Raw genomic sequence first — 25,667 nt, 5'->3', positions numbered from 1 at the left:
ATCATGGGATCATCTCCGGTCCAGCACCAGCGGCGACAGGAGGAAAGCGGTAAAGATACCGCCGCTCAGCACCAGACCAAAACCCGCAATGGCCGGAGTGTGACTCAGGGCCAATAGCCCGAATGCCAGTTGGGTGGTCAGGTTGGCCAGCAAGATGGCAAGCAGGGTCGAGCGCTGCCGGTAGGGATCGACGCCACTGTGGGCAAAAAAGAGCCCGTAGTCGATGCCGATGCCAAAGATGAGACTCAGGGCCAGGACACCAAACAGGGTGAGCGGCTGACCACAGGCGGCAAGCAGGGCCAGGCCCGCCCCCAGGGCCAGGACGTTGACCAGCAGGACTCGCCCCCCCTTGCGCCAACCCAGCCGCCAGCCGAGCAACAGGGCGACCAGTCCCATGGCCACTCCCAGCAGCTCGGCCAGCTTGATGCGATAGTGGGCGAACAGCTGGCTCCATTGCGCCCGCTGATCCTGCCAATAGACGCCGGACTGGTTTGCCGCCAGGTTCGCCATGGCCGTCGGCGCGCTCACCCCTGAGATCGGCAGCCAGATGGCGACCCGGCCATCGGCCATGCCGTGCCAGAGCAGGCGGCTCCCCTCGCTGACCGGGCTGGCCAGCCACAGCGCGGGCGTCAGTGGTTGCCAGGGTCTGGCGACGCCCTTGACCGGCACGCCGGCCTGGTTGAGCCCTGCCACTACCTCGGGCAGGAGCTTGCCAAGGGCGTCGTGATCCGCCCTTTGCTGCGCGAGGGATGGCAGCCACTGCGCCAGCGAGACGAATCCGGTCAGTTGCCCCTGGGCCTTGGCCAGGGCAAGCGTCCGGGTCAGGGCCTCCAGCCGTTGCAAGGCCGCCTCCCCATCGTTCCCCGTCACCAGGAAACCCGCCATGCCCCCCTGCTGGCCAATGAGGTGCTGGATCTGCTGCTCCTGGGCTTGCAGCTCAGCGGGCAGCGGTTGCAGACGGCCGATATCATCATCGATCTGCAACCGGCTCAGACCCGCGACCACCAGCAACAGGCACGTCAGCGGCAGGCCCCAGCGCAAGCCGCGTCGCTCGCGCCACAGATTGAGCCAGCCACTTAGCCACACCAACCCCCTGGGCTCTCCCTGCGGCAGGGGGCCCAGCCAGAGCGGGAAGAGGCAGATCACTGTGATGAAGGCGGCGAACAGTCCGACCAGGGCGCACAGCGCGAGCTGTTGCAAACCGGGGAAGGGCGCCAACCAGAGCAGGCCATAGCCGATCAGGGTGGTGAGCAGCGCTAGCCAGAGGCTGGGCAGCAGCCGGATCCTCGTCTGATGGGGGCTCTCCTCACCCCCATGCAGACGCCGCTCGCTCAGAAAATGCAGGCCATAGTCGATGGCGATGCCGATGAGGCTGGTGCTGATCACCAGGGTAAAGAGGTGCACTTCGCCAAACCAGAGCAGCACGGCCAAGAGCCCCCAGCCCAGACCGATGAGGATGGGCAACAGGGCAAGCCAGAGCGCACGGGCCGAGCGGAACACCCCCCAGATGAGCAGCACCACCCCAATCAGCGAGCCCAGCCCTATGGTGGAGATATCCGCCTGAGCCAGGTTGCTGGCATGCTGGCTATAAAACAGCGTGCCACGACGCAGCAGATCGACCCCCGGATAGTGCGCCTTGAGGGTCTGCTCGGCCTCGTCGAGTCGGCCGAGCAGGGCGCCGTTGCGGGAGAGATCGAAGGCGGAGCGATCCAGCTCGGCCCGCAGCATATACCAGCGCCGTCCCGTCTCATCTTGGCTCACCAGCCAGTCATGGTCGAGGCGCAGCGGCGTGGCTGCCTGGCCCTGTACCCCGGCCCGGGTCAGCAGCAGGGGATCGGATTGCCACTCGGCGCGGGAGACGCCGCCAAAGGGGCTGTAGATCTGGCCGAGTACCCACTGGCTCCACGCCTCGGGGCCAGCCGCCAACCTGACACGGCTGCGCTCATCGAGCCGCTGCCAGGCGTAGTCATGCAGATACCCTTGCCAAGCTCCCGTCAGCTCAGGCTGGGCACCGCGAACGCTACTGAGCTCAGGCAGCCGTGCGAGAGACTCGGCCCAGGCCTCTGCCGCGGCGCGGCCATCCTGGCCCGCCGGCAGGCTCAGCATCCAGACCAGCTGACCATCGAGCTGGCGCAGCAACCCCTGCTGCAGAGCCGGATCCAGGGCGGAACGCTCACTTTGGGGCAGCAGATCCATCAGGCTGGTGTTGATGCGACTGTGGGGCAGCAGATAGCCGAGCAGCGCCAACGCCAGCAGGCAGAGCAGCAACCAGCCCAGGGCAAGCTTGCGCCAGCTGGCCTCGCCGATGCCAAGGGTCGGCTGCGATGGGACTATGGGCGCTTTATCGGGCAAAATAGGCCTCTTGCTCAGGGGGAAGTGGCAGCGTCACTGCCTGCCAGCGGGAGAAGTGGATGCGGGTCTCATCCCCTTGTCTGTCTGCGATCGACAGCTTATCCAACTGCTCGCGACCACTCAGGGTGAGCTTGGCAAATACCTTGTCAAGGGGCGACGCCAGCGGCGTCAGGGTCAGGGCCCACCCCTGCTCGCCGGACTGAAAATCGAGGTCAAAATAGCGGGCCAGCGCCTGCTCGTCCGAACCAAACAGCGCCAGTAGCATCTTGCTGAATTCGAGCAGTTGGGGGTTATCTATCACCTCGGCCCGCCCCTGACCCACCCGCTGGCTCATGCGCTGGTCGGTGAGGCTGAGGGCGAGATCAAAGGGCGCCTGCTGATGCCACCAGAGCCCCTTGCTCCGTACCAGCAGCAGCTCGCCGCTGGCCCGCAGGGGCTGGCTTAAGCCTGCCACCTGTTTCTCCTGCTCAAACCGGGCGCGCTGAGCGGGCTGCTCGCTCAGCAACTGACGCACCTCGGCCTGGGTCATGGCCGCGGCCTGGAGAGGTAACGGGCTCAGCACAGTCGTCAGCAGCAGCGCCAGGCTTAACCAGCGCCTCATTCGCTCACTCCCAGCTTGTCGAGCAGCACCCGGGGCGAGGCCAGGCACATCTCGCCACTCTCCTTGTCCACCGCCACCTGAATGCTGTAGCCCTTGCTGGTACGCACGCCGCTGGCGGCGTCGAACAGCTCGTACTCGATTTTGAGCCGGTTCTGATACTCGCAGAGTCGGGCCTCGACTCGCACCTTCTGACCAAAGCGCAGGGGCGCCATGTACTTGAGTCGCAAGTCGATGACGGGCCAGACATAGCCGGAGGCCTCCATCTGGGGATAGTTGTAATCGATGCGCTCGAGCAGGGCGCAGCGGGCCAGCTCGATATAACGCACATAATGGCCATGCCAGGCCACCGCCATCATGTCCACGTCGTGAAACGGGATCTCTATCTCGATGCTGTGGCTAATCATCCAGGGTTCACTCTGCATACAGGCTCTCCATCGGGCCGTGCCAGACATCCGCTGCCATCATGTCCACGTCGTGAAACGGGATCTCTATCTCGATACTGTGGCTAATCATCCAGGGTTCACTCTGCATACAGACTCTCCATCGGGCCGTGCCAGACATCCGCAGCCATCATGTCCACATCGTGAAACGGGATCTCTATCTCGATGCTGTGGCTAATCATCCAGGACTCATGCTGCATGCAGACTCTCCATCGGGCCGTGCCAGACATCCGCTGCCATCATGTCCACGTCGTGAAACGGGATCTCTATCTCGATACTGTGGCTAATCATCCAGGCTTCACTCCCCATGGGAGATCTCCTCATAGAGCGGGTAATGACGGGCCTGCAGACGGGCGATCAGTGCCCTGAGTTCCTGCTCCAGGGGCCTGTCTTCCACCAGGGCCGGGTGGTGTTCGCGTACCCCTAGCACCATCCTCTGCAGCTCAGCGCCAAGCTCGCTGAGGGTGCGGCCCTGGGCCAGCAACCGCAGCTCGACCCCCTGCACCGCCGCCAGCAGGCAGGCGGCGCCAACCTGTTCACTCAGGGTCAGCACCCGCAGGGCATCCCGCGCCGCTATGGTGCCCATGCTCACCTTGTCCTGGTTGTGGCACTCGGTGGAGCGGGAGAAGACGCTGGCGGGCATGGTCAGCTTGAGGGCCTCGGCGGTCCAGGCGGAGACGCCGATCTGCACCGCCTTGAAACCGTGATTGATCATGCGTCGCTCGCCGCTGGCACCCGACAGGTTGCTCGGCAGGCCACCGTTGAACTTGCTGTCCACCAGCTGGGCCAGCTGGCGATCGAGCAGGTCGGCCAGATTGGCCACCGCCGTCTTCATGCTGTCCATGGCCATGGCGATGTGGCCGCCATAGAAGTGGCCGCCGTGCATCACATGCTCAAAGTCGCCATCGATCAGCGGATTGTCATTGGCGCTGTTGAGCTCGTTCTCGATGAGCTGACGCCACCAGGGCAGGCTGTCGGCCACCACGCCGATGACATGGGGTGCGCAGCGCAGGGAGTAGCGATCTTGCAGCCGGTCGCTGTGGCGCGGCAGCTCGCCGCTCTGCAAGTCGGCCCGCAGCCAGGCGGCGATGCCCTGCATGCCGGGGTGAGGCTTGGCCGCGAACAGCCGCTCATCGAAGTGGAAGGCGTTGCCGGCCATGGCGACGCTGACCAGGGCGGTGATGCGGGTGGCAAGCTTCATCAGGTATTCGGTGCGGGCATAGGCCAGACAGGCCAGCGCCGTCATCACCGAGGTGCCGTTCATCAGCGCCAGCCCCTCCTTGGGCCTCAGGATCAGGGGTGTGACCCCGAGCGAACCATAGACATCGGCGGTATCGGCCAACTCTCCGTTCCGATAGAGCTCGCGCTCCCCCACCAGCACGGCGGCCACGTAGGAGAGCGGGGTGAGATCGCCGCTGGCACCGACCGATCCCTCTTCGGGAATACGGGGGATTAAGTCCTGCTCCAGCAACCAGCAGAGCCGCTCCAGCAACGCAGGGCTGACCCCGGAGACCCCCTGGGTCAGGGAGCAGAGCCGGGTCGCCAACACGGCGCGGCCAGCCTCCAGGCTCAGATCCGCCCCCAGGCCGCAGCCATGGAAACGGGTCAGGTGCAGGGGCAGCTCGGCCACCAGGGCGGGCGGCACGGCCCGGGTCACGGAGTCGCCATAGCCGGTGGTCACCCCGTAGATGACTCCCTCATCCTCGAGCAGCCGATCGAGAAAATCGGCGCCGCGCTGGATACGGGCCATAAAGGCGGGATCCGGGTTGAGTACGGGTCTGGCCCGCCCCTCGGCCAGGGCCACTACCTGCTCTATGGTGAGCCTGTCTGCGCCGAAGGTGACCTGGGGAGAAGGAGTATCACTGTTCATCATGAGTTAGCTGCCAAAAATCGAAGAAGTTGAACCAGTCGAGAGGGGCTCGCAGGCAGTGGTGTTGCAACCTGTCCGCATAGGCCTGCACCCAGTGCTGCAGCGCCGCCTCCCGATTGCTACGCGGCAGCAACAGCCGCTCTGCGAAGGGCTCGAAATGGACCCGGAATCGACCCTGTTCCTTGAGGCCGAACATCAGATAGACGGGGCAGGCCAGCACGCTGGCCAGGGCGAAGGGGCCAAGGGGAAAAGGGGCCGGGGCGCCGAGAAAATCGGCCCAGACCACCCGCTTCTCCCTGGTGACCGAGGTGCGATCCCCGACGATCACCACCCACTCCCCCGCCTCTATCTTCTCCTTGAGCAAGATGGCGGTGTCGGCCCCCATCTCCTGCACCTGGATGAGATTGAGCCCGGATCCTGGATTGATCTGCTTGAGCAGGGCATTGAAACGGGCCGCATGGCGGGTGAACACCAGGGCGTTGATGCGCACTTGGCCCGCCTGGGTGCCAAGGGCCCGGCACAGCTCGAGATCCCCGAGATGGGAGCCGAGCAGCAACAGGCCACGCCCCGAAGCAAGAGCAGCCTCCTGGTGTTCGCGCCCCACCAGCTCGACCTGCTCCGGGGCTATGTCGCCGCGCCAGCCCGCCAGCTTGTCCAGGGCCGCCTCGCCAAAGCGCAGCAAGTGACGAAAGCTGGATCTCGGCTCGGCAGGCAGTGGAATGTCGTTGGCCGCAGCAAACGCCTCTAGCCGGGCCAGATACTGCTCCGAAGCCGCCCGCTGACGGCGGCCGGTCAACCAGAAGTAGCCGATGACCGGATAGAGCAGCGCCTTGAAGCCCCTGCGTCCCAGCAGCCGATAGCTGGCCAGCATGATCCGCAAGCCAAGCAGGCTGCCTCGTTCCGGGGTGCGCGACCAGTGTGCCCTGCCCCGGTGCCAGAGGCGAGCGGGCCAGCGCAGCAGCTGGCGGGTCAGATCCCAGAGCAGGCGGCACACCAGCCGGGTGTGCATCCAGGAGATATCCAGATTGTCTTGCCAGAGCCGAAAATGGGAGCTGCCATCGGCGGGATAGATGACCCGGGTCGCCACGAAACGACTCTTCACCCCGCGCCAGTGGAGGCGCACCATGATCTCGGTGTCAAAATCCATCCGCGCGCCGAGGCGCACCTCGTCAAACAGGGCGCAGCTCGCCGCCAAGGGGTAGACCCGAAAGCCGCACATGCTGTCTTCGATGGTGAAGGAGAGCGTCTCTATCCAGACCCAGACATGGGTGACATAGCGGCCATAGAGCCGCCCCTTGGGCACAGAGTCGTCATAGAGGGGGCGGCCCGAGATCAGCGCCTCGGGATGGGCCTCGGCCTCGTGCAATAGCCGCGGCACGTCAGCGAGATCGTGCTGACCGTCCGCGTCTATCTGCACTCCATGGCTAAAACCGCGCTCGAAGGCGGCCTTGAGCCCGGTCATCACCGCGGCCCCCTTGCCCAGATTATGGGGATGACGCAGCAGGCTCACCCAGGCCTGATGCTCCCTCGCCAAGCCATCGAGACGGGCGGCGGCGCCCGGCTCGCTGCCATCGTCGATGAGCAGACAGGGCAGCCCCAGGGGGGCCAGCCTGGTCAGCACCCCGGCCAGGGGAGCCGAGTGGTTGTAGCAGGGGATGATGATGCAGGGAGTCAGGGACATAACCGCACTCTTCCACTACTGGCGAGCTCATCGGCGAGTCGATAGCTGAATAACAACTGACCCTTGTCGGCCTGCCAAGTCAGGTGCAGGCTGCACTGCTGACCCGGGCGCAGGGGGCGCTGGAACTTGAGCTGGCTCATACCGCCAAAGGTGCCAGAGAGGCCAAGCAACTGCCGACCATAGTGGATGGCCCAGTGCACCTGCGTCACGCCGGGCAGCAGCGGCGCCCCCGGAAAATGGCCGCTGAACCAGGGGAGCGCGGGGTCAAGATGAAGCCGCAGCACCAGCGCATCCTGGGCCTGAGTCTGCTCGAGCAGCGTCGGTAGGGTACTTGCTTGCATGGCGGCAGCCCCTGAGTCGTTGTTGTTCATCTCTTTTCTCATCGGCTGACCGGCTCCGCCACCCGCCATCTTGTCCGCAGGCAGCTCATCAAATAGCGCTTTCAACTCGGACCAGGGGCGCTTGCCCTGACTGCTCAGGGGCAGGGTCGCCAGGAGTCGTACCCGGCGCGGCAGCGCCACCGGTTCGAGCCAGGGTCTGAGCCGCTCGCGCAGGGCGATGAGGAAACGCCCATGCCCCAGCATCTGCCACTGGCGCTGCCCCTCAGGGGTCAACACCAGCACGGCGCCGAGCGCTTGCCGGGTCGCCACCGTCAGGGGCAGCACGGCGGCGGCCTCCACCCAGGGCAGGGCCTGCAAGCGGGTCTCGACCTCATCGAGGGAGATCCGCTTCTCTTCGATCTTGATGAGCCGATCCCCGCGCCCAAGCAGATGAAAGCCAGCCTCTTCCCATCGAATGCGATCGGCGCAGAGCAGCGGCTCGCCATCGGGCAGAAAGGGGGAGTGCAGCAACAAGCGATCCTCGGCAGCCACCAGGACCCGGATCCCCGGCATGGGCTGCCAGGGGGTATGGAGCGCCTGACTCTGGCGCCAGGCGATGCCACCGGTCTCGCTGCTGCCAAATACTTCGATGGGCAACTGACCAAACAGCTGAGCGCTGCGGAGTGCATCCGCCAGGGCCAGGGGACCGCCGGAGGAGACAATCAGGCGGCACTCCCCCTCCCCGAGCTCAGGATCGAGTCGACTGAGAAAGGCGGGAGAGGCGATCAGGGCCCAGGGCCCTCGCTGCCCCTTGAGCTGCTCCGGATAGAGAGTCAGGGTGCGGGCGAAGGGCACACCCAGTACCAGGGGCAGCAGGATGCGAAACAGCAGGCCATAGATATGCTGATGGCTGACGCTCGCCAACAGACGTGTGCCATCGAGCCTCTCCCCCCAGAGCGCAATCAAGACTCGCAACTCGGCCTCGAGCTGGTGCCAGGCCTTGGGGATCGCCTTGGGCACGCCGGTCGAGCCCGAGGTGAACAGGGTCAGTTGCAAGCCGGTGGGGGCGGCCCAGCGCGGCGCCGGACTCTCATGCTGCGAAGCCGTCAGGGGCAGACGCAACCAGGGGTGCTCGCACCCCTCCCCCAGCTGCTGGCTATCGGTCAGTATGCCGTCGAAACCCGCACCGAGTTCGGTCAGGGCGGCCGGGCGCTGATGACCGGGCAGCACGACCTCACGACCCGACAGGGCGCAGGCCAGCAGGGCCTGGGCAAACAGCAGGCTGTCATCGAAGCAGAGTGCCCAGCGCGTTGCCGGTGAGGCCGCCAGCACGCTGGCCAACGCCTCGGCGCCGCCTCTTAGCTCACCGAACAGGCTCTCACCCTGTGGGCCGAACGCCACCACCTCCTCGTCTGCCCGCGCCCAGATGGCGGCGAGCAGACGTTGGCAGGGCGCGAAAGAGTCAGCTGCATGACTCATCAGGCAAAACTCCGTTTGACCCGCAGGCGCACCAGATATTCCCCGCCCATTAACAGCCCCATCAGCAGGTAGCTGATGAGACCGTTGTAGAGGCTCCACAACGCCAGGTCTCCGTGCCAGATGGTGGCGGCGGCAAGCACGCCATTGACCACGAAGAAGCCGCACCAGACCTGGGTCACGGTGCGGGTATAGCGCACTCCCGCCGGCGGCAAGTCGGGATCGGTCAGGCGGGCGAGGCGCTCCACCAGCGTCATCGGCTGGCGCAGACTCCAGCCAAACAGGCAGAGCAGCGCCAGGGAGACGGCGAGGGGGTAATAGAGCAACCAGTGCTGGGCCGAGAAGAGGGCGCTCAAGCCCGTCAGCAGCAGGCCGACACCGGCGAGCAGGCGGCCGAGCAGCAGCCACTCGCGCACCGGGGAAACACCGGGCAGCAGCCGCAAGGCAAAGGTGACCAGCAAGATGGCGAGCAGGGAGGATCCCCCCCAATGGGTCAATCCCCAGTAAACGGCCAGGGGATAGGCCAGCAGCAGCCCCCCTGCCAGCAGGGAGAGCAGTCGCAGCACGGGTCTGACCCTGGGATCAGGCATCGGCCAGCAGGCGCTCGACCGCGTCGACCACATCGGCCACGCTGCGCACCGTCTTGAACTCTTCGGGCTTGATCTTCTTGCCGGTCAGTTTTTGCAGATGCACCACCAGATCGATGGCATCTATGCTGTCGAGTTCCAGATCCTGATAGAGCTGGGCGTCCAGGGTGATCTCCCCTTCATCCACCTCGAACAGCTTCACCAGGGTGGCCTTGATCTCGGTAAAAATCTCGTCTCTGTTCATCTGCGTTTCTCCGAAAAGGGACGGGCTCAGGCTTGGGAGTGAACCAGGGCAACCAGGGCTGCGACACTGGCAAAGTGACGACGGGTATTCTCGTCATCGGCGGAGAGCACTATGCCGTAGCGACCCTTGATGGCGAGCCCGAGCTCGAGCGCATCGATAGAGTCCAGGCCCAGACCATCCCCAAACAGGGGAGCCTGGCTGTCGATGTCGTCCGGGGTCAATCCTTCCAGATTGAGGCTGTCGATAATGAGTTGCTTTATTTCTTGTTGCAGGTCTTGCATTGCTGTTCCATACGCTGTCATTGGGCCCCGGGTTGCAGGACCCTGGTGAGAAATCGGGTTAGCTGGCGGGCGGCCAGGGCGCTGCCCTGTTCGTTGTCGACCACCTCTGCGGCAGTGATCTGCGGCAGGAATTCCAGGGTGAAGCTTGGCTTGTGCTTCGGTGTCCTGAACCACTTGTCCTGCTTGGTGAGGAAGCGCTCACTGCAGTGAATGCGCACCGGCTGCAGCGGCACCTGACTGCGCAGTGCAAGCTGAGCCGCCCCCCGTTGCAGGTGCAGTGGCTGGCCTGGGGTGGTGCGAGTCCCTTCCGGAAACACCAGCAGCAGGCCGCCGCTGCGTACCCGCGCCATACAGAGCGGCAATAACCGCTCGGCCTCCACATTGGGAATGTAATCGGCGGCACGCACCACCCCCCCCAGAAACGGATTATGCCACAAGGCTTGCTTGACGATGCAGTCACATACCGGCAGCTCGGCGGCCAGCATCACATAGTCGAGCAGGCTGGGGTGATTGGCGACCACCAAGGCCCCGCGCAGATCCTGAGGCATGCCGCTCACCCGGTAATCCAGTACCCCCAGCCCCTTGAGCAGCGACATAAACAGCCGAAAACTCTGCTTGATGCTGGCCTGGGCCAGGGTGCGACGCCGTTCCCCGCGCAGGCAGAGCGCCAGCAGCGGGAACCAGCAGAGACTGAGCAGCAGCCCCCCCAAACCAAAGAGGGTGAAGCCAAGGGCGGTGCCAAACAGCCGCCAGAGCCGGTTCAGCCGCGCCGCCATGCCCACTCCTGACGTCCATCCTCCAGCAGGCATGTCGTTTGCTGCAACAAGTGCGCGCGCCAGAATGCCAGGGGCTGGGCCAGCGCGGGAGCATGGCCATGAATCCTCGCCCCCTCGCAGTGCCAGCGCTCGCCTTGCTCCTCATCCCCGAGTACCAGCGCGACCCCATAGGGGGGAGTGGCCGGGATCCAGGGGTGATGAAAGGCGGGGATCTCCCCCTCGAAGATCACCAGCAGCACCCGCCGGTAACCGGCCTGCAGGTTGGCGACCGCCTCGGTCAGTCCCGCCATCAGTCCCCCTTCCCCTGCCGCCAGCGAGCTCATGGGCAGCGCCGCCTTGCCCTGAATGGAGCAGAGTCCGGCCGCGGTGTTGTGCACCGACATGGAGAAATCCGTGGGCGAGAGGGGGTTCGCCGCCGCCAATCCTTGCAACAGCGTGAGAGAGCGGGCCAGCTCACCGTGGCGGCTGACAAAGATGGCGTTGTCTATCTCGTGGCGACCGAGCATCTCCAGGCCGAGCTGCACCGCGAGCCGGGCCCCGGCGCTGAGGCGACGGGCCATCATCATGGGCAGCAGCGGAGTCGGTGGCAACAGGGCAGCATCGGGCCACAGGCCCTGTTCCGCCCACTGTTGCCATTGACTGACCTGGTTCAGCCCGGGGGAGAGCGCCTGCGCATCAAGGAGTGAAAATGAGAACATGATGACGAGTTTCCGTCCTGGTGCGGCGCAATGGCTGATGAGTTGGGTTAATCAGATTGCCGGCTGTCATCCGGCGGGAAACATGGAGAAATAATGCTGGTTTCATGCCTGTCATTAATTCGGCGGCCATCATAGCATTATTTTCCGTAAATAATAGATGCGAACCATATAAGCCCTTGTCTTCAGTCATATTTATTGAAAATAACGCCATTATGTTGTCTCATTGCCCCGCTTCATAAGAAACCGACCTCGGGGAACAATAATGAACATGATGTCCAAATCCGCCTTGCTGCTCGGCTGCGCCCTGCTGGCCGCCTGCGCCACCAGTCAGCCGGTGCATAATTTGCCAGCCAATCAGGTGAACTTCACCCTGACCCAAGAGCAGGTCGGCAACGCCATCCTCAATGGTGGTCTCAGCAAGGGCTGGGTGATGAAAAAAGAGCAGCCAGGGCTTATTCGCGGTCAATTGAATGTGCGCCAACATCAGGCGGTGATCAATATTCCCTATAGCACTCATGACTACGCCATCAATTATGTCAGCAGCATCAATCTCGATGATGATGGCAAAGGTGCCATACACCGCAGTTATAACCGCTGGATCCAGGGATTGAACCAGGCCATCCAGATCGAGCTGTCCCGCACTAGCAATAATAAATAACCCCGGAGTGGCAAGTCCTGTGAAACATTACCAAAGCGAGGGACATGACGCCCTCGCCGCCATCAGCCAGGCGCAGCGCATCGCCTTCGCTCCCATGTTGTTCCAGGCGAGCTGGTGCCTGCGTGAAACCGGTGTGCTCGCCTACCTGGAGAGCCGTGGTAAAGAAGGCGCGACCACCGCCGAGATAGCCCGCCACTGCGCGATCAGTGAATACGGCGTCGGTGTGCTGCTCGACATGGGGTTGGGGGGCGGGATCTGCCATCTGGCCGGGGCGCGCTATGTGCTCGGCAAAGTGGGCAAATACCTGCAAAACGACCCCATGACCCGGGTCAATATGGACTTCACCCAGCACGTCTGCTATCAACCCCTCGCCCACCTGCTCGATGCCATTCGGGAAGGCAAGCCCGAGGGGCTCAAGGTGTTCAACCGCGACTGGGCCACCATCTATCCCCACCTCGACGAGTTGCCGGAGCCAGCCCGGGCCAGCTGGTTTGCCTTCGATCACTTCTACTCAGACTGGGCCTTCCAGCAGGCTCAGGACCATGTGCTGGGCTATGAGCCGCGCACCCTGTATGACGTGGGCGGCAATACCGGCAAGTGGGCACTCTCTTGCGCGGCCCGGGATCCCGGACTCAAGGTCACAATACTGGACTTGCCCGAGCAGCTCGCCCTGGCCCAACCCCGGATAGAGGCCGCCGGGCTGGCAGCCAGAGTCAGCGGCCATGCCGTCAACATGCTCGAAGCCGAAGGCCCGTTGCCCGGTGAGGCGGACGTCTGGTGGATGAGCCAGTTCCTGGACTGCTTCAGCCACGAGCAGATAGTCGCCATCCTCAAGCGCATTCGCCAACACATGAAACCCGGGGCCCGGGTCTGCATCCTTGAGCTGTTCTGGGACAGGCAGAGCTTCGAGGCGGCCAGCTTCAGCCTCAATGCCACCTCCCTCTACTTCACCGCCATCGCCAACGGCAACAGTCGCTTCTACCACTCCAAGCAGATGTACCAGTGCCTGCGGGAAGCCGGTTTCCATGTGGAGGCCGAGCACGAGATCCCGGGACCCGGTCACACCCTGCTGGTTGCTCGTCCGCTCCCTCAGGGGCAATAATGGCCTCAGCCCTTAGCGAGGAGGTTGGCATGCGTCATTTATCCCTGCGTCACTCATCCCTGATGGCGCTGCTCGCCGGCCTGGTACTGGCCGGTTGCGCCGATATCAAGGAGGCGGGCCGCACCATAGGTCACACCACCAAACATGTGACCCGCGAGATTGGCCACACCAGCCGGGATGTCACCCGTGAGATAGGCCACAGCACCCGTGATGCGGTCAAACAGGTCGGGGATGAGATCAGTAAATGACAACGGGGCCGAGGCCCCTGTTGTCATGAGGGAGAGCCACTGCCCATATGGCCATCAGCCTGAACTCCATGGCCTCTTCCGGCTCATCAGGTCGCTCGGCGCAGACGTCGAGCCCGCTCCGCTGCTTCACCTCATCTACCGTTACTGCGTAGTCCGCAAGCCGGCTGGCCGACTTGTTGTCCTGAGGCACAGCCCTCCCGGTACAGCAGTTGACCAGGCTGACCAATTATATCGGCCCAATTACCCGTTCAGGGCAAGGCCAGCGCCAGCAGACAATATTTACTCTCGCTCTTGAGTCTGCGAACAATCGCAGCTTCAGCCTGCCAGGGAGCAATTATTAATCATTTGTTAAAGTTGAAAACAGGAATAAAAAATTACAATAAAAACAATGCATTGCGATATTTTTGGTAGATTTTAAGCGAAGGCTTGCGAGGAGAAAAAGCCTAACTTCGATGAGAGGGACATGAAAAATTTCATCTTGGATACCAGCCAATTAATTAGATTGCTTTCATTTTACAGAGCCACCATTCAATATTAAGGAGTGGCTTAAGATTATTTAGATTCATATTAAATGCATCATAAATATCGCCTGCAATGATCCTTAATAATAAATATCCGGTCTGACATTCTGTATCCCGCATTCCAGAGAATGCCATCTGCTGTCCCCTCACCGAGTGGGGAGACGGATGGCCGCGCTTTTCAATCAAGATAAGGATGCATGATGAGAAAGTCCCTGTTGGCCTGCTCTCTGTTGTTGTGCCCCACCGCCTTCGCCGCAGCTCCGCACTGGGAATACAGCGGTGAGGCCGGCCCGGCGAAATGGGCCAGCCTGACCCCGGAATTTGGCCAGTGCGCGGGCAACAACCAGTCGCCGGTCAACCTAACAGGTCTGGTGGAGGCCGAGCTGGCACCACTGCAGTTCCACTACCTGCCGGGCGGCAAGACCTTGGTCAACAACGGTCACACGGTGCAAGTCAACTATGCCCCGGGCAGCAGCCTTGAGCTCGACGGCATGCGTTTCGAGCTCAAGCAGTTCCACTTCCACGCCCCCAGCGAAAACCTCATCGAGGGCAGGTCCTACCCCCTGGAGGGACACCTGGTGCACGCCAATGACAAGGGGGAGCTGGCAGTGGTCGCCGTGATGTTCGAACCAGGTCAGGCCAATGCGGCACTGAGTCAGGCCTGGCAAACCCTGCCAGTCAAGGCGGGGGAGATCCACGCCTTCAAGGAACCGATCTCGGCCGAGTCACTACTGCCCGCCAGGCGCGACTACTACCGCTTCAGCGGGTCGCTGACCACGCCGCCCTGCTCGGAAGGGGTGCGCTGGCTGGTGATGAAGCAGCCGGTGCAGGTGAGCCAAGCCCAGATCGATGCCTTCAAGGCCATGATGCACCACCCCAATAACAGACCCGTGCAACCCCTCAACGGTCGCCTGGTGCTGCAATAAGGTTTTATGTAACCGATTTGCACAATAAGAAAGAGGGCCCGCAGGCCCTCTTTTGCATTCATCCACCTGCCGTTACAGGCTGGCGGCGATGCGTGCCCCCAGGGCGGCATTATTGAGTACCAGCTGGATGTTGGCCGCCAGGGAGTTGCCGCCGGTCAGCTCGCACACCCGGGCCAGCAGGAAGGGGGTGGATGCCTTGCCCTTGATGCCCTGTTCCTCCGCCTCGCACAGGGCCTGTTTGATGGCGCTGTCGATATCGGCCTGGGCCATGGCAAATTCACTCGGGATGGGATTGGCCACCACGGCGCCGCCGGCCAGTCCCAGCTCCCACTTCAGGCGCAGCGCCTCGGCAATGGCCGCCGGGGTGTCGAGGCGGTAATCCACCTTGAAGCCGCTTTCGCGGATGTAGAAGGCGGGCAGCTCCTCGGTCTGATAGCCGATGACCGGCACCCCCTGGGTCTCCAGGTACTCCAGGGTCAGGCCGATGTCGAGTATCGACTTGGCACCGGCGCAGACCACGGCCACCGGGGTCTGGGCGAACTCCTGCAGATCCGCCGAGATATCGAAGCTCTCCTGGGCGCCGCGGTGCACGCCGCCGATGCCGCCGGTGGCGAACACCCGGATCCCCGCCATGGCCGCAATGATCATGGTGGAGGCGACCGTGGTGGCGCCCAGCCCCTTGTTGGCCAGCACGAAGGGGATGTCCCGGCGGCTGCACTTGGTGGCTGCGTGACCGGCCTTGCCCAGCGCCTCCAGCGCCCCTGCATCCAGACCCACCTTGAGGCGGCCATCGATGATGGCAATGGTGGCCGGCACGGCGCCATTGTCGCGCACCACCTGCTCGACCTGGCGCGCCGTCTCCACATTCTGCGGATAGGGCATGCCGTGGGAGATGATGGTGGACTCCAGGGCTACGACGGGTTTGCCGGCGGCCAGGGCCGCGGCGACGACCGGTTGGATATCGAGGTAAGCGTTCAACATGGGTACTCCTCCAGAACACGTTCAACGGCGGCCTTGGACAGGCCGGAAAAAACAGTTTCATGACAACCGACGGTGAGGGCGGCGCAACCCAGGGCAAAGCGGGTGCTTTGCGCCATGTCGCTACCGGCCAGCCAGCCATGGACCAGGCCGGCCATGAAGGCATCACCGCCGCCGGTCACATTGCTGACCGGGCAACCGAGGATGGGCAGGTGACCCTGCGTCTCCCCGTCGCTGTAAAAAATGCCCTGCTCCCCCAGACTCAGGAACAGGCGCTGCACCCCGGCGCTGTGGAACCAGTGCGCCGCCCTGGGCCAGGTATCGGGCCCTGTAATGGCGAAGCCGCACAGCTGTTCGGCCTCGCTGCGATTGGGCTTGAGGGTATGGATGCGGCCGAGCCAGGGGCGGATCTTCTCCACCTTGGCCACGGAGACGGTATCGACAAAGAGCACCTGCTCCCCATGGCGGTCGAACAGCCAGTCCAGGGTGCCGGTGGCGAGATTGGTGTCGAGCACCAGCACGTTGGCGGCAGCGAGAAAACCGCCAAGGGGGCTCAACCGGGCAGGGGTCAGCTCATCGATGATGCCCATGGCATTGATGGCGCAGCTCATCTCCCCCAGGCCATCGTGCAGGCTCAGGTAGCAGGAGGTGGTTTTGCCGTCGAGCACCAGCGTCTGGCGCACATCGACACCAGCCTGCTGGCTCACCTCCAGCAGCTGATGGCCATGCTGATCGTTGCCCACCGCCGTCACCAGACGGGTGTCGGTGCCAAGCCGCGCCAGGTTCTCCGCTATGTTGCGTCCCACCCCGCCGGCCGAGGTGCGCACCGAGCCCGGGTTGGAATCCCCCATGCGCAGGGCTCCCTGGCTCTGGCCACAGATATCCATGTTGGCTCCCCCCACCACCACGGCGTAAGGGCCCTCGCGCAGCACATAACCGCGCCCCATCACGAACCCCTGCCGCGTCAGGCTGGAGACATGGCTGGCCAGCGCCGAGCGGCTGATACCAAGTTGAGTCGCCAGCTCCTGCTGGGGGATCATGGGGTCCTGGCGCAGCAGGGCGAGGATCTCTTGCTCACGGTCTGTCATAGACAAATATCCATGTCTAGGCTTTTGTTTAAGCTAACAGGAAAACGTTTCGACATAAGAGGGACGGTGCAGAATTGTCGGGTGGCGCACAAAAAAACACCGGGCAGGCCCGGTGCTGGTGACGCATCTGATTGCATGTTGGTGACCTGGCTCAGGAGAGCTTGACCCAGATGGTCTCTCCCTCCAGCCGGGTGGGCCAGGCGCGCACCCCGAGGGCCGGATCGTCGAGACAGCGGCCATCCATCAGGGCATAGCGCTGCTTGTAGAGCGGCGAGGCCACCACCGGCTCTCCGCCAAGATCCCCCACTATGCCTCGCGAGAGCAGGGCAATACCCGAGACGGGATCCCTGTCGTCAAGCACATATACCCGCTCCCCGAGCAGAAACAGCGCCAGCTGCTGCTCCCCAACCCGGGCACTGCGGCCCTGGCCGGGCAGCAGACTGGCCAGGGCGCAGACCGGCAACCAGGTTTCTTGCTGCATCATATCAACTCCTTGATCTTGATCGCCGGGACCCACTGGCCACGCTCCTCGCGCCTTGGCGGCGTGGCAACCGGCTCGTCATCGACGAATGCCTTGAACAGCGCCACCTTGTCCGGATCGGCCAGGGTACTCCGCCACTCGCACTGCCAACTGCCGACAATGGACTCCATGTGGGCCTCAAGTTCGGCCCCGAGGCCCAGTCTGTCCGCCACGATCACCGACTTGAGGTAGTCGAGCCCCCCCTCCATGCTCTCCATCCAGACCGAGGTGCGCTGCAGGCGCTCCCCGGTGCGCACATAGAACATCAGCAATCGGTCTATGTAGCGGATCAGGGTCGGCTCATCGAGATCGGTGGCAAAGAGGTCGGCGTGGCGCGGCCGCATGCCGCCATTGCCACAGACATAGAGGTTCCAGCCCCGCTCGGTGGCGATGACACCGATGTCCTTGCTCTGGGCCTCGGCGCACTCCCGGGTGCAACCGGAGACGGCAAACTTCAGCTTGTGGGGCGCTCTGAGCCCCTTGTACCTGTGCTCGAGCCGCATGGTCAGCCCCATGGAGTCCTGCACCCCGTAGCGACACCAGGTGGAGCCCACACAGGATTTGACGGTGCGCACCGACTTGCCATAGGCCTGGCCGGTCTCGAAGCCCGCCGCGATGAGCTCCCCCCAGATGTCCGGCAACTGATCGACCCTGGCACCGAACAAGTCGATGCGCTGGCCGCCGGTGATCTTGGTGTAGAGCCCGTATTTGCGGGCCACCTCGCCGATGGTGATGAGGCCGTCCGGGGTGATCTCGCCGCCGGGGATGCGCGGCACCACCGAGTAGGTGCCGTCTCTTTGCAGGTTGGCCAGGAAGGCATCGTTGGTATCTTGCAGTCCCCGATGGGGCTTCTCCAGCACGTGCTCGTTCCAGAGCGAAGCCAGAATGGAGGCCACGGTCGGCTTGCAGATATCGCAACCCAGCCCCTGACCGTGACGATCCCGCAGGGCATCGAAGGTCTTGATCTCCCCCACGCGGGCCAGGTGGTAGAGCTCCTGACGGCTGTAGGCGAAGTGCTCGCACAGACTGTGGTCGGCCTCCACCCCCAGCTCGGCCAGGGCCACGTCCACCACCTGCTTGAGCAAGTTGCTGCAACCGCCACAGCCGGTGCCCGCCTTGGTGCAGGACTTGATGGCGGCCACATCCTGATTACCGGCCCGCACCGCCGCCACCACGGCCCCCTTGCTGACGTTATGGCAGGAGCAGAGGATGGCGCTGTCGGGCAGCACCATGGGCGCCGCCGCCTCGACCCCCTCCCCCATCAACAGGGAGAGCACGGGTTCGGGCAGGGGCAGAGCGTTCTGGTAGTACTGGAGCAGCCGCTCATAATCACTGCCATCCCCCACCAGGATGGCGCCGAGCAGCCGCTTGCCCTCGCCATCGGTCACCAGTTTCTTGTAGATGCCATTGACCCTGTCCAGCAGCAACAGCTCCTGAGCCCCTTCGCTGCTGGCATGGGCATCGCCGATGGAGCCCACATCCACCCCCATCAGCTTGAGCTTGGTGGACATGTCGGCGCCCTGGAAGCGGGTCTCACCGCCACAGAGGGTCGCCACGGCGGCACGGGCCATCTGATAACCGGGGGCCACCAGTCCGTAGATGCGCCCCTGCCAGAGCGCACACTCACCGATGGCCAGGATGGCGGGATCCGAGCTGATGCAGCCCTCATCGATGCAGATACCCCCTCGCTCACCCACCCTCAGCCCCCCCTGACGGGCCAGGGCATCCGCCGGGCGTATCCCGGCCGAGAAGAGGATCACATCCGTCTCCAGATGCTGACCATCGGCGAAACGCAGGCGATGGCGCGCCGTCTCGCCATCCTCGATGGCCTCGGTGGCGGTGGCCGTGTATACCTCGACCCCCAGCCCCTGGATCTTCTCCCTGAGCAGGGCGCCGCCGCTCTCATCGAGCTGAACCGGCATCAGCCTGGGGGCGAACTCCACCACCCGCGTCTTGAGTCCCAGCAATCGCAGGGCATTGGCCGCTTCCAAGCCGAGCAGGCCGCCGCCGATGACGACGCCAGTGCGGGCGGCGGCGCAGGCATCGCGGATCTCGTCCAGATCCCCCAGGGTGCGATAGACGAAACAGCCAGCCCGCTCATGACCGGGGATGGGCGGCACGAAGGGCACAGAGCCGGTGGCCAGCACCAGACGGTCATAGTCGAGGCGCTCCCCGGACTCGAGGCAGAGCTGGCGAGCGGCCCTGTCCAGACTCTCGACCTTGGCACCGAGCCGCAAGCTCACCCCTTGTTCGGCGTACCAGGCCGGGTCGGCGAGACGCAACGCGTCGGGCGCCTTGCCGCCAAACACCTCGGAGAGATGCACCCTGTCATAGGCGGGATCGGGTTCGGCCCCCAATACGGTGACCTCGAAGCGGGCCAGTCCATCTGCCGCCACCAGCTGTTCGATGAAGTGATGACCGACCATGCCATTGCCGACGACCAGCAGTTGCTGTTTCTCAACCACCTTGGGTTGTTCGGTGAAGTGATGGTCTATCTCACCAGCCATGCCATTGCCTATCACCACCAATTTTTGTTTATCCATCTCGTTCATCCTTGTTCCCTTGTCCCGATTCAGGCGGTGCGTCTGATGACGCCCCCGGTGGCCGTCTTGAGCTGTGTCACCTTGCGCTGCTTCTCGTAGAGGAAACGCAGCACCTGCTGGCGCAATTTGTGGTACGCCGGGTCGTCGGCCAGGGCCACCCTCTCCCTGGGTCTGGGCAGGTTGACCGCCAGAATTTCCCCCACGGTCGCCGCCGGGCCATTGGTCATCATGATGATGCGATCCGACAGCAACACCGCCTCGTCCACGTCGTGGGTGATCATGATGACGGTGTTGCCAAGCTCAGCCTGGATGGCCATCAGCGCATCCTGCAGATGAGCCCGGGTCAGGGCATCCAGGGCGCCGAAGGGTTCATCCATCAACAACACCTTGGGGGAGAGCGACAGCGCCCGCGCGATGCCGACCCGCTGCTTCATGCCCCCCGAGATCTCATGGGGCATCTTGTGGCTGGCATGCTCCATCTGCACCAGGGAGAGGAAGTAGTGCACCTGTTCGGCCACCTCCTCGCGCCCCGTTACCCGCCGCCTGACCGCCAGTTCAACGTTCTGATGAACACTGAGCCAGGGCAGCAGGGCGTGGTTCTGGAACACCATGGCCCGCTCGGGCCCTGGCCCATCCACCTCGCGGCCATCGAGGATGATGCCCCCCTGGCTCGGCTCCAGCAGCCCGGCCACCAGATTGAGCACAGTGCTCTTGCCACAGCCCGAGTGGCCTATCAGGGAGATGAACTCCCCCTTCTCTATCTTCAGGTTCACCCCGGTCAGGGCCTCGAAGACCCCGTGCTCAGTGGTGAACGACATGCCGAGTTCACTCAAATCCAGATAGGTTTTCATCACGACTCCTTGCCCGTCAGGGCCATCAACGCAGCAGTTGCCGCTTGTCCCAGGACAACCACTGCTGCAGCGCCAACATCAGGCGATCCAGCGCGAAACCGATGAGACCTATGGTCACCACGGCCACCATGATCCGGGCCAGGGAGGCGGAACTGCCGCTCTGGAACTCGTCCCAGACGAACTTGCCGAGCCCCGGGTTCTGGGCCAGCATCTCGGCGGCAATCAACACCATCCAGGCGACGCCCAGGGAGAGGCGCATGCCGGTGAAGATCATCGGCAGGGCGCTGGGCAGCACTATCTTGGCGATATGCGTCAGGAAGGGCAGCCGCAGCACCCGGCTCACGTTATGGAGATCCGGGTCCACCGAGCTCACCCCGACCGCCGTGTTGAGCAGAGTCGGCCAGAGTGAACAGAGGGCCACGGTCAGCGCCGAATTGACGAAGGATTTCGCCAGCCAGGGATCCGGGCTCACATAGACGGCACTCACCACCATGGTGATCAGCGGCAGCCAGGCCAGGGGGGAGACCGGCTTGAGCAGCTGGATCACCGGATTGGCGATGCGATAGAGCTGCGGGTGTATGCCAAGCACTATCCCCAGGGGGACGGCCAGCAGGGTCGCCAACCCAAAGCCGGTGGCCACCGTCAGCAAGCTGGTGCCAATCTGGTCGAAGAAGGTCGCCCGTCCTGGGTAGGCTCTCACCTTGATGCTGGCAGCGGGATCCGCCGCCAACCGCTCGGCATTGCGACTGGCCTGACGGGCCAGGAAGCCGGATTCGCGCTCCCGCTCGGCCAGGTGCTCCTGGCCCAGTTGCCAGAGCTGGCTGGCGGTCGCCCCGGGGCCCGGCAAGGTACCCAGACTGGTCTTGACCTGACTGGCCCCCAGCTGCCAACAGAGCAGAAACAACACTATGCCGAAGCAGGGGGCCAGCAGGCGCCCGATCGCTGTCGCTTTCATCATGAAGACTCCTTGTCCTTGGCTTCACTGCACCTGTTCATCGCCCTTGAGGCCGATGGCAAAGTGGTTCAGATAGTCATTGGGATGGCGGCCGTCATAGACGATGCCGTCGATAAAACCTTGTTGCGGGCCGCGATAACCGCTCTCGGTCGCAAACGCCGGGAAATCCGTCGCCTTGAGCTTGCCCTCCTCGATGAGTGACAGCGCCGCCTGCTGGTACACCTCGGGCCGATAGACGGCGCGGGCGACCTGCTCGAACCAGGCATCGGATTGCGCCTGGGGGATCTGCCCCCAGCGGCGCATCTGGGTCAGGAACCAGATGGCATCGGAGTAGTAGGGGTAGGTGGCATGATGGCGAAAGAAGACATTGAAATCGGGCAGGCTGCGCACGTCGCCCTTGTTGTATTCGAAGCTGCCGGTCATGGCGGCGGCGATCACCCCTTCGTCCGCCCCCACGTAATCGGGGCGAGCCAGCAGCTTGGCCGCCGCCCGGCGATTGCCATTGTCGTTGGCATCGAGCCAGTGGGCGGCGCGGATCAGTGCCTTGACCAGACGGACATGGGTATTGGGATAGCGTTCGGCCCAGGCCTGGGTGACGCCCAGCACCTTCTCGGGGTTGTTGCGCCAGATCTCAAGGTCGGTGATGACCGGGACTCCGATCCCCTTGGCGATCGCCTGCTGGTTCCAGGGCTCGCCCACGCTGTAACCCGAGATGGTGCCTGCCTCCAGGGTGGCGGGCATCTGGGGGGGCGGGGTGACCGAGAGCCGCACCTCCCCCTGACGCTGACCCGAGTCATCCCCCTTGAGCGGGGCATAGTAGCCAGGGTGTATGCCCCCTGCCGCCAACCAGTAGCGCAACTCGTAGTTGTGGGATGAGACGGGGAACACCATGCCGAAGTTGAAGGCCTTGCCCGACTGGCGGTACTGGTCCAGCACCGGCTTGAGGCTGCTGGCCGAGACGGGGCGCACCACCTGGCCATCGGCCTGCTTGGCCAGCTGAGGCAGCATGGCCTGCCACACCGAGTTGGCAACCGTGATGCCATTGCCATTGAGATCCATGGAGAAGGCGGTCACCAGCTCGGCCTGGGTGCCTATGCCGATGTGAGCCCCCAAGGGCTGGCCCGCCAGCATCTGGGCACCGTCAAGCTCGCCATCGATGACCCTGTCCAGCAGCACCTTCCAATTGGCCTGAGCCTCCAGGGTGACATAGAGGCCCTCGTCCTCGAAATAGCCCTGCTCATAGGCCACCGCCAGGGGCACCATGTCGGTCAACTTGATGAAGCCCAGCTTGAGCTCTTCCTTCTCGGGGGCTCCGATGCCGACCGTCTCAGACGCAGCCGTTACCGCCCCCAGGGCTGGCCAGGCCAACATGGCCAGCAGCGCACCTTTGCACATCATTCTTGGCTTCATAGTTACCTCTTCACTTCGCTCATCCGGGTCTGGCCATCACGCGCCGTTGCGTTGTTGCCATCCCCGTTTTGCCAAAAAAAAAGGCCCCATCGACCTGATGGTCGATGGGGCCACATTGCCCAGTTTTCATGGTGCCAGCGTTCATGATGCCAGCACTCATGGTGATAGCCCCGAAGGGCCTGGCGCCTGTCCGCCCTTGGCGGCACCGGCTTGTTATTGCTCTCTATTAGCTATTCAGGATACGTGCCAACTTCTCACGTGCCCTGTCTACCGGGCGAATGGGGCTGCGCGTCGGGCCAGGGTGCGCCAGCGCGGCGCATCTGCACCAAGTTGGCCACCCATCCCCCCTCACCTCGCTCGGGTCGCCTGAGTGACGCCGCCTCTCAGGCGGGCAACGCCTGGAGCAGACGGCGGGCCAGCTCCGCCAGGCTGTGGTTCTGGGCCATGGCGGTGCTGCGCATCGCCTGGTAAGCCGCCTCCTCATCCAGCCCCTGGTGGCGCATCAAGCGCCCCTTGGCCTGCTCGATAAGCCGTCGCTCTTCCAGCTTCACCTTCAATGCATCCTGAGCCTGCTGCTGTTGCTGCACCATGGCCAACTGGGCGCGGGCCAGTCGCAGCCACTGCTCGACAGGTTCCCGCTCACCGCAACCATGGGGCACCACCAGGGCTCCCTGGGCCAGCAGCTCAGCCTGCTGTTGCGCCGTCAGACGATCGCAAAACAGTATCCGGGGCAGTAATTGCCCCTGGGTCATGGCCAGCCTGATTTCGGCACTGAAGCGCCGACAGCTGATCAGCAGCCCGTCCCCTTGTATATTGCCGCCCAGCAACCCCCGCTCATCCAGGATGCGGGGGCTGTGACCATAATGGCTGACCAGGATACCCAGCCGGTTGGCCTGTATCCTGTCATCGGCATGGATCAGCAGTATGGAGTGGCGCCCCTCAGAGTTACCGCCTTGATGTTGCATGCCTCACCTCTTGTCAGTTCAATCCATCGAACAGGTTCTCTTTGACGCAACATGGGGGCCAAGTGTTTGAATCTACCCCTAAATTATCCAGCTCTAGGTAGTAGGGGTAGATCAGGCGACCCGGCTCTCCAGGCCAGTGAGCAGTTGATCCAGTTCATCACGCAGCGCCACCACCTCTCCCAGAATGATGAGCACTGGCGTCGCGCCCCGCAGGGCCTCTGCGGCCCGGGCCAGGTCACCGAGCCGGCAGCGGATCACCCGCTCATGCTCGCTGCACCCCGCCACGATCAGGGCCACCGGCAGCGCCCCATCGGCGCCCGCCCCCAGCAAGCCAGCCTCTATCTTGCCAGCCTGCTCCAGCCCCATGTAACAGACCAGGGTCTGGCCCTCTCCGACCAGGGTGCGCCAACCATTGAAGCTCTCTTCCCCCTGCAGATGGCCCGTCACCAACGTCACCGAGCGAGCCAGCCCCCGGTGGGTCAAGGGGATGGTCGTGCTGGCAGCGCAGCCGAGCGCCGCCGTGATCCCGGGCACCAGCTCGGCTCGAAAACCGTGATGGGCCAGATAGAGGGCCTCCTCCCCTCCCCGGCCGAAGATGAGCGGATCCCCCCCCTTGAGCCGCACCACTCGCTTGCCGGTACGCGCCAGCGCCAGCAGCAGGGCATTGATCTCCTGCTGGCTCGGGCTGGGCTCGCCACAGCGCTTGCCCACATCGAAGCGGGCCGCACCGACCGGTATGATGGCGAGGATCTCGGCCCCCACCAGGCGGTCGTAAACCACCACCTCGGCCGCTTCGATGCGGCGCAAGGCCCTCAGGGTCAACAACTCGAGAGGGCCAGGGCCTGCCCCCACCAGAGCGATGTGAACGGCGGTCTGTTCCGGATAGTGTTTCATCATGCTGACTCCAGGAAGCGGTGTTGTATCAATAGCTTGTCAATCTCTGGCAGACAGGTGCCGCAGTTGCTGCCGCACTGAAGCAACCCCTGCAGCCCCGCCAGTTCACTCACCCCCTGCTCGCGGATGGCGTTGACGATGCGCGCCTCCGTCACCCGGAAGCAGGAGCAGACGAGCCGGGAGTCACCGGCAAAGGCATCGCTCAGGGTCTGGCTGAGGGCCCCCGCCTGCAAAGGCAAGCCGAGCAGGCTCGCCAGCAACTCAACCTTCAGGGTCGGCCAACGCTCACCGACCAGCAGCAGGCTCTGGATCCGTCCCTGGGAGAGGGAAATGGCGAGCCAACCCCCCTTGACGGGCAGGCGCAGCCAGTGCCCATCCAGGGCCAGTCGCTGCCAGCAATCACTCATCCCCTCAGACCAGGAGGCAAGCAACCAGCACTCCCCGCCCTCCAGAGGGCGGCGCGCCCACCAGTCCCCCCGCTCGGCAGGCGCCTGCTGGCCAAGCCAGACGCCCTGCCAATGGGTGGGTTGTTTGTTGAGCCTCACCCTGGCCTGTTTGAACATGGGCTGACCGGAGTGCGGATCCGTGCGCGGGGCCACCAGCCGGTTGACCGCGCCTTGGCTGCACTGGCTGTCGGTCCAGTGCATGGGCAAGAAGGCCTCCCCCTCCCGCAACCCCTCAT

26 protein-coding genes are annotated in these 25,667 nt (G+C 63.9%); 4 read left to right on the top strand and 22 right to left on the bottom strand.

What is annotated here, in order from left to right; translation table 11 throughout:
- Positions 1 to 9 precede the first annotated feature (9 nt).
- The 12 genes from BN1130_RS02705 to BN1130_RS22070 form a co-directional block, all read right to left on the bottom strand.
- A complete protein-coding gene (locus BN1130_RS02705) occupies positions 10 to 2,352 on the bottom strand; it encodes an MMPL family transporter (RefSeq protein WP_084218106.1) in 2,343 nt (780 codons plus the stop codon).
- Positions 2,342 to 2,953, bottom strand: coding sequence for a LolA family protein (locus BN1130_RS02700; protein ID WP_042040149.1), 612 nt, complete (start codon positions 2,951 to 2,953; stop codon positions 2,342 to 2,344). Before BN1130_RS02700 ends, BN1130_RS02705 begins: the two co-directional genes overlap by 11 nt.
- Positions 2,950 to 3,375 (bottom strand): acyl-CoA thioesterase, encoded by a 426-nt coding sequence (locus BN1130_RS02695; protein WP_042040148.1) that lies wholly within the window; start codon positions 3,373 to 3,375, stop codon positions 2,950 to 2,952. The genes BN1130_RS02700 and BN1130_RS02695 overlap by 4 nt, the downstream gene beginning before the upstream one ends.
- A 316-nt stretch (positions 3,376 to 3,691) precedes the next feature.
- The gene (locus tag BN1130_RS02690; RefSeq protein WP_042040147.1) at positions 3,692 to 5,263 is read right to left on the bottom strand and encodes an HAL/PAL/TAL family ammonia-lyase; all 1,572 of its coding nucleotides are present in this window, start codon (positions 5,261 to 5,263) and stop codon (positions 3,692 to 3,694) included.
- Positions 5,253 to 6,938, bottom strand: coding sequence for a glycosyltransferase family 2 protein (locus tag BN1130_RS02685; protein ID WP_042040242.1), 1,686 nt, complete (start codon positions 6,936 to 6,938; stop codon positions 5,253 to 5,255). Before BN1130_RS02685 ends, BN1130_RS02690 begins: the two co-directional genes overlap by 11 nt.
- A complete protein-coding gene (locus tag BN1130_RS02680) occupies positions 6,935 to 8,743 on the bottom strand; it encodes an ApeI family dehydratase (RefSeq protein ID WP_042040146.1) in 1,809 nt (602 codons plus the stop codon). The genes BN1130_RS02685 and BN1130_RS02680 overlap by 4 nt, the downstream gene beginning before the upstream one ends.
- A complete protein-coding gene (locus BN1130_RS02675; protein ID WP_198135218.1) occupies positions 8,743 to 9,306 on the bottom strand; it encodes a COG4648 family protein in 564 nt (187 codons plus the stop codon). The genes BN1130_RS02680 and BN1130_RS02675 overlap by 1 nt, the downstream gene beginning before the upstream one ends.
- A gap of 16 nt (positions 9,307 to 9,322) precedes the next feature.
- On the bottom strand, positions 9,323 to 9,571 hold the full coding sequence (locus BN1130_RS02670) for an acyl carrier protein (RefSeq protein ID WP_042040144.1): 249 nt from the start codon (positions 9,569 to 9,571) through the stop codon (positions 9,323 to 9,325).
- A gap of 26 nt (positions 9,572 to 9,597) precedes the next feature.
- Positions 9,598 to 9,852, bottom strand: a complete 255-nt coding sequence (locus tag BN1130_RS02665; protein WP_042040142.1) for a phosphopantetheine-binding protein — start codon at positions 9,850 to 9,852, stop codon at positions 9,598 to 9,600.
- A gap of 17 nt (positions 9,853 to 9,869) precedes the next feature.
- Positions 9,870 to 10,628 (bottom strand): lysophospholipid acyltransferase family protein, encoded by a 759-nt coding sequence (locus tag BN1130_RS02660; protein ID WP_042040141.1) that lies wholly within the window; start codon positions 10,626 to 10,628, stop codon positions 9,870 to 9,872.
- Positions 10,613 to 11,326, bottom strand: a complete 714-nt coding sequence (locus BN1130_RS02655; RefSeq protein ID WP_042040140.1) for a beta-ketoacyl synthase chain length factor — start codon at positions 11,324 to 11,326, stop codon at positions 10,613 to 10,615. The genes BN1130_RS02660 and BN1130_RS02655 overlap by 16 nt, the downstream gene beginning before the upstream one ends.
- Entirely contained in the window at positions 11,304 to 11,537 is a 234-nt protein-coding gene (locus BN1130_RS22070; protein ID WP_157013868.1) for a hypothetical protein, read from the bottom strand. The genes BN1130_RS02655 and BN1130_RS22070 overlap by 23 nt, the downstream gene beginning before the upstream one ends.
- A gap of 51 nt (positions 11,538 to 11,588) precedes the next feature.
- Here BN1130_RS22070 and BN1130_RS02650 point away from each other — a divergent pair, with 51 nt between their 5' ends.
- The 4 genes from BN1130_RS02650 (at position 11,589) to BN1130_RS02630 (ending at position 14,781) form a co-directional block, all read left to right on the top strand.
- The gene (locus tag BN1130_RS02650; protein ID WP_042040138.1) at positions 11,589 to 11,984 is read left to right on the top strand and encodes a hypothetical protein; all 396 of its coding nucleotides are present in this window, start codon (positions 11,589 to 11,591) and stop codon (positions 11,982 to 11,984) included.
- A 19-nt stretch (positions 11,985 to 12,003) separates the two neighbouring features.
- Positions 12,004 to 13,086, top strand: a complete 1,083-nt coding sequence (locus BN1130_RS02645) for a methyltransferase (protein WP_042040136.1) — start codon at positions 12,004 to 12,006, stop codon at positions 13,084 to 13,086.
- 29 nt (positions 13,087 to 13,115) lie between these two features.
- Entirely contained in the window at positions 13,116 to 13,334 is a 219-nt protein-coding gene (locus BN1130_RS02640) for a hypothetical protein (protein ID WP_042040239.1), read from the top strand.
- A gap of 721 nt (positions 13,335 to 14,055) precedes the next feature.
- The gene (locus BN1130_RS02630; protein WP_042040133.1) at positions 14,056 to 14,781 is read left to right on the top strand and encodes a carbonic anhydrase; all 726 of its coding nucleotides are present in this window, start codon (positions 14,056 to 14,058) and stop codon (positions 14,779 to 14,781) included.
- 72 nt (positions 14,782 to 14,853) lie between these two features.
- On the opposite strand, the gene BN1130_RS02625 is transcribed toward BN1130_RS02630, so the two are convergent.
- The 10 genes from BN1130_RS02625 to BN1130_RS02580 form a co-directional block, all read right to left on the bottom strand.
- Positions 14,854 to 15,762, bottom strand: coding sequence for a pseudouridine-5'-phosphate glycosidase (locus BN1130_RS02625; RefSeq protein ID WP_042040130.1), 909 nt, complete (start codon positions 15,760 to 15,762; stop codon positions 14,854 to 14,856).
- Entirely contained in the window at positions 15,756 to 16,847 is a 1,092-nt protein-coding gene (locus BN1130_RS02620; RefSeq protein ID WP_042040129.1) for a PfkB family carbohydrate kinase, read from the bottom strand. Before BN1130_RS02620 ends, BN1130_RS02625 begins: the two co-directional genes overlap by 7 nt.
- Positions 16,848 to 16,998: 151 nt before the next feature.
- Positions 16,999 to 17,331, bottom strand: a complete 333-nt coding sequence (gene nirD / locus BN1130_RS02615) for a nitrite reductase small subunit NirD (RefSeq protein WP_042040128.1) — start codon at positions 17,329 to 17,331, stop codon at positions 16,999 to 17,001.
- Entirely contained in the window at positions 17,328 to 19,874 is a 2,547-nt protein-coding gene (gene nirB / locus BN1130_RS02610) for a nitrite reductase large subunit NirB (RefSeq protein WP_042040237.1), read from the bottom strand. The genes nirD and nirB overlap by 4 nt, the downstream gene beginning before the upstream one ends.
- Before the next feature lie 65 nt (positions 19,875 to 19,939).
- Positions 19,940 to 20,761 carry an ABC transporter ATP-binding protein gene (locus BN1130_RS02605; RefSeq protein ID WP_157013867.1) on the bottom strand — a complete coding sequence of 274 codons (822 nt, stop codon included), beginning with the start codon at positions 20,759 to 20,761 and terminating at the stop codon, positions 19,940 to 19,942.
- A 25-nt stretch (positions 20,762 to 20,786) separates the two neighbouring features.
- A complete protein-coding gene (locus BN1130_RS02600; protein WP_042040125.1) occupies positions 20,787 to 21,719 on the bottom strand; it encodes an ABC transporter permease in 933 nt (310 codons plus the stop codon).
- Between the two features lie 21 nt (positions 21,720 to 21,740).
- Positions 21,741 to 23,126: a CmpA/NrtA family ABC transporter substrate-binding protein gene (locus tag BN1130_RS02595; protein WP_084218104.1), complete on the bottom strand. Its 1,386-nt coding sequence runs from the start codon at positions 23,124 to 23,126 to the stop codon at positions 21,741 to 21,743.
- 383 nt (positions 23,127 to 23,509) lie between these two features.
- Entirely contained in the window at positions 23,510 to 24,091 is a 582-nt protein-coding gene (locus BN1130_RS02590) for an ANTAR domain-containing response regulator (RefSeq protein ID WP_042040122.1), read from the bottom strand.
- Positions 24,092 to 24,202: 111 nt separating this feature from the next.
- Positions 24,203 to 24,988, bottom strand: coding sequence for a uroporphyrinogen-III C-methyltransferase (gene cobA, locus BN1130_RS02585; protein ID WP_232301915.1), 786 nt, complete (start codon positions 24,986 to 24,988; stop codon positions 24,203 to 24,205).
- The coding region (locus BN1130_RS02580; RefSeq protein WP_042040120.1) for a (2Fe-2S)-binding protein at positions 24,985 to 25,667 on the bottom strand (683 nt) is incomplete at its 5' end. The genes cobA and BN1130_RS02580, both read right to left, overlap by 4 nt.

Source organism: Aeromonas rivuli (genome assembly GCF_000820045.1).
Classification (GTDB): domain Bacteria; phylum Pseudomonadota; class Gammaproteobacteria; order Enterobacterales; family Aeromonadaceae; genus Aeromonas; species Aeromonas rivuli.
This window is presented reverse-complemented; position numbering and strand designations above follow the sequence as displayed.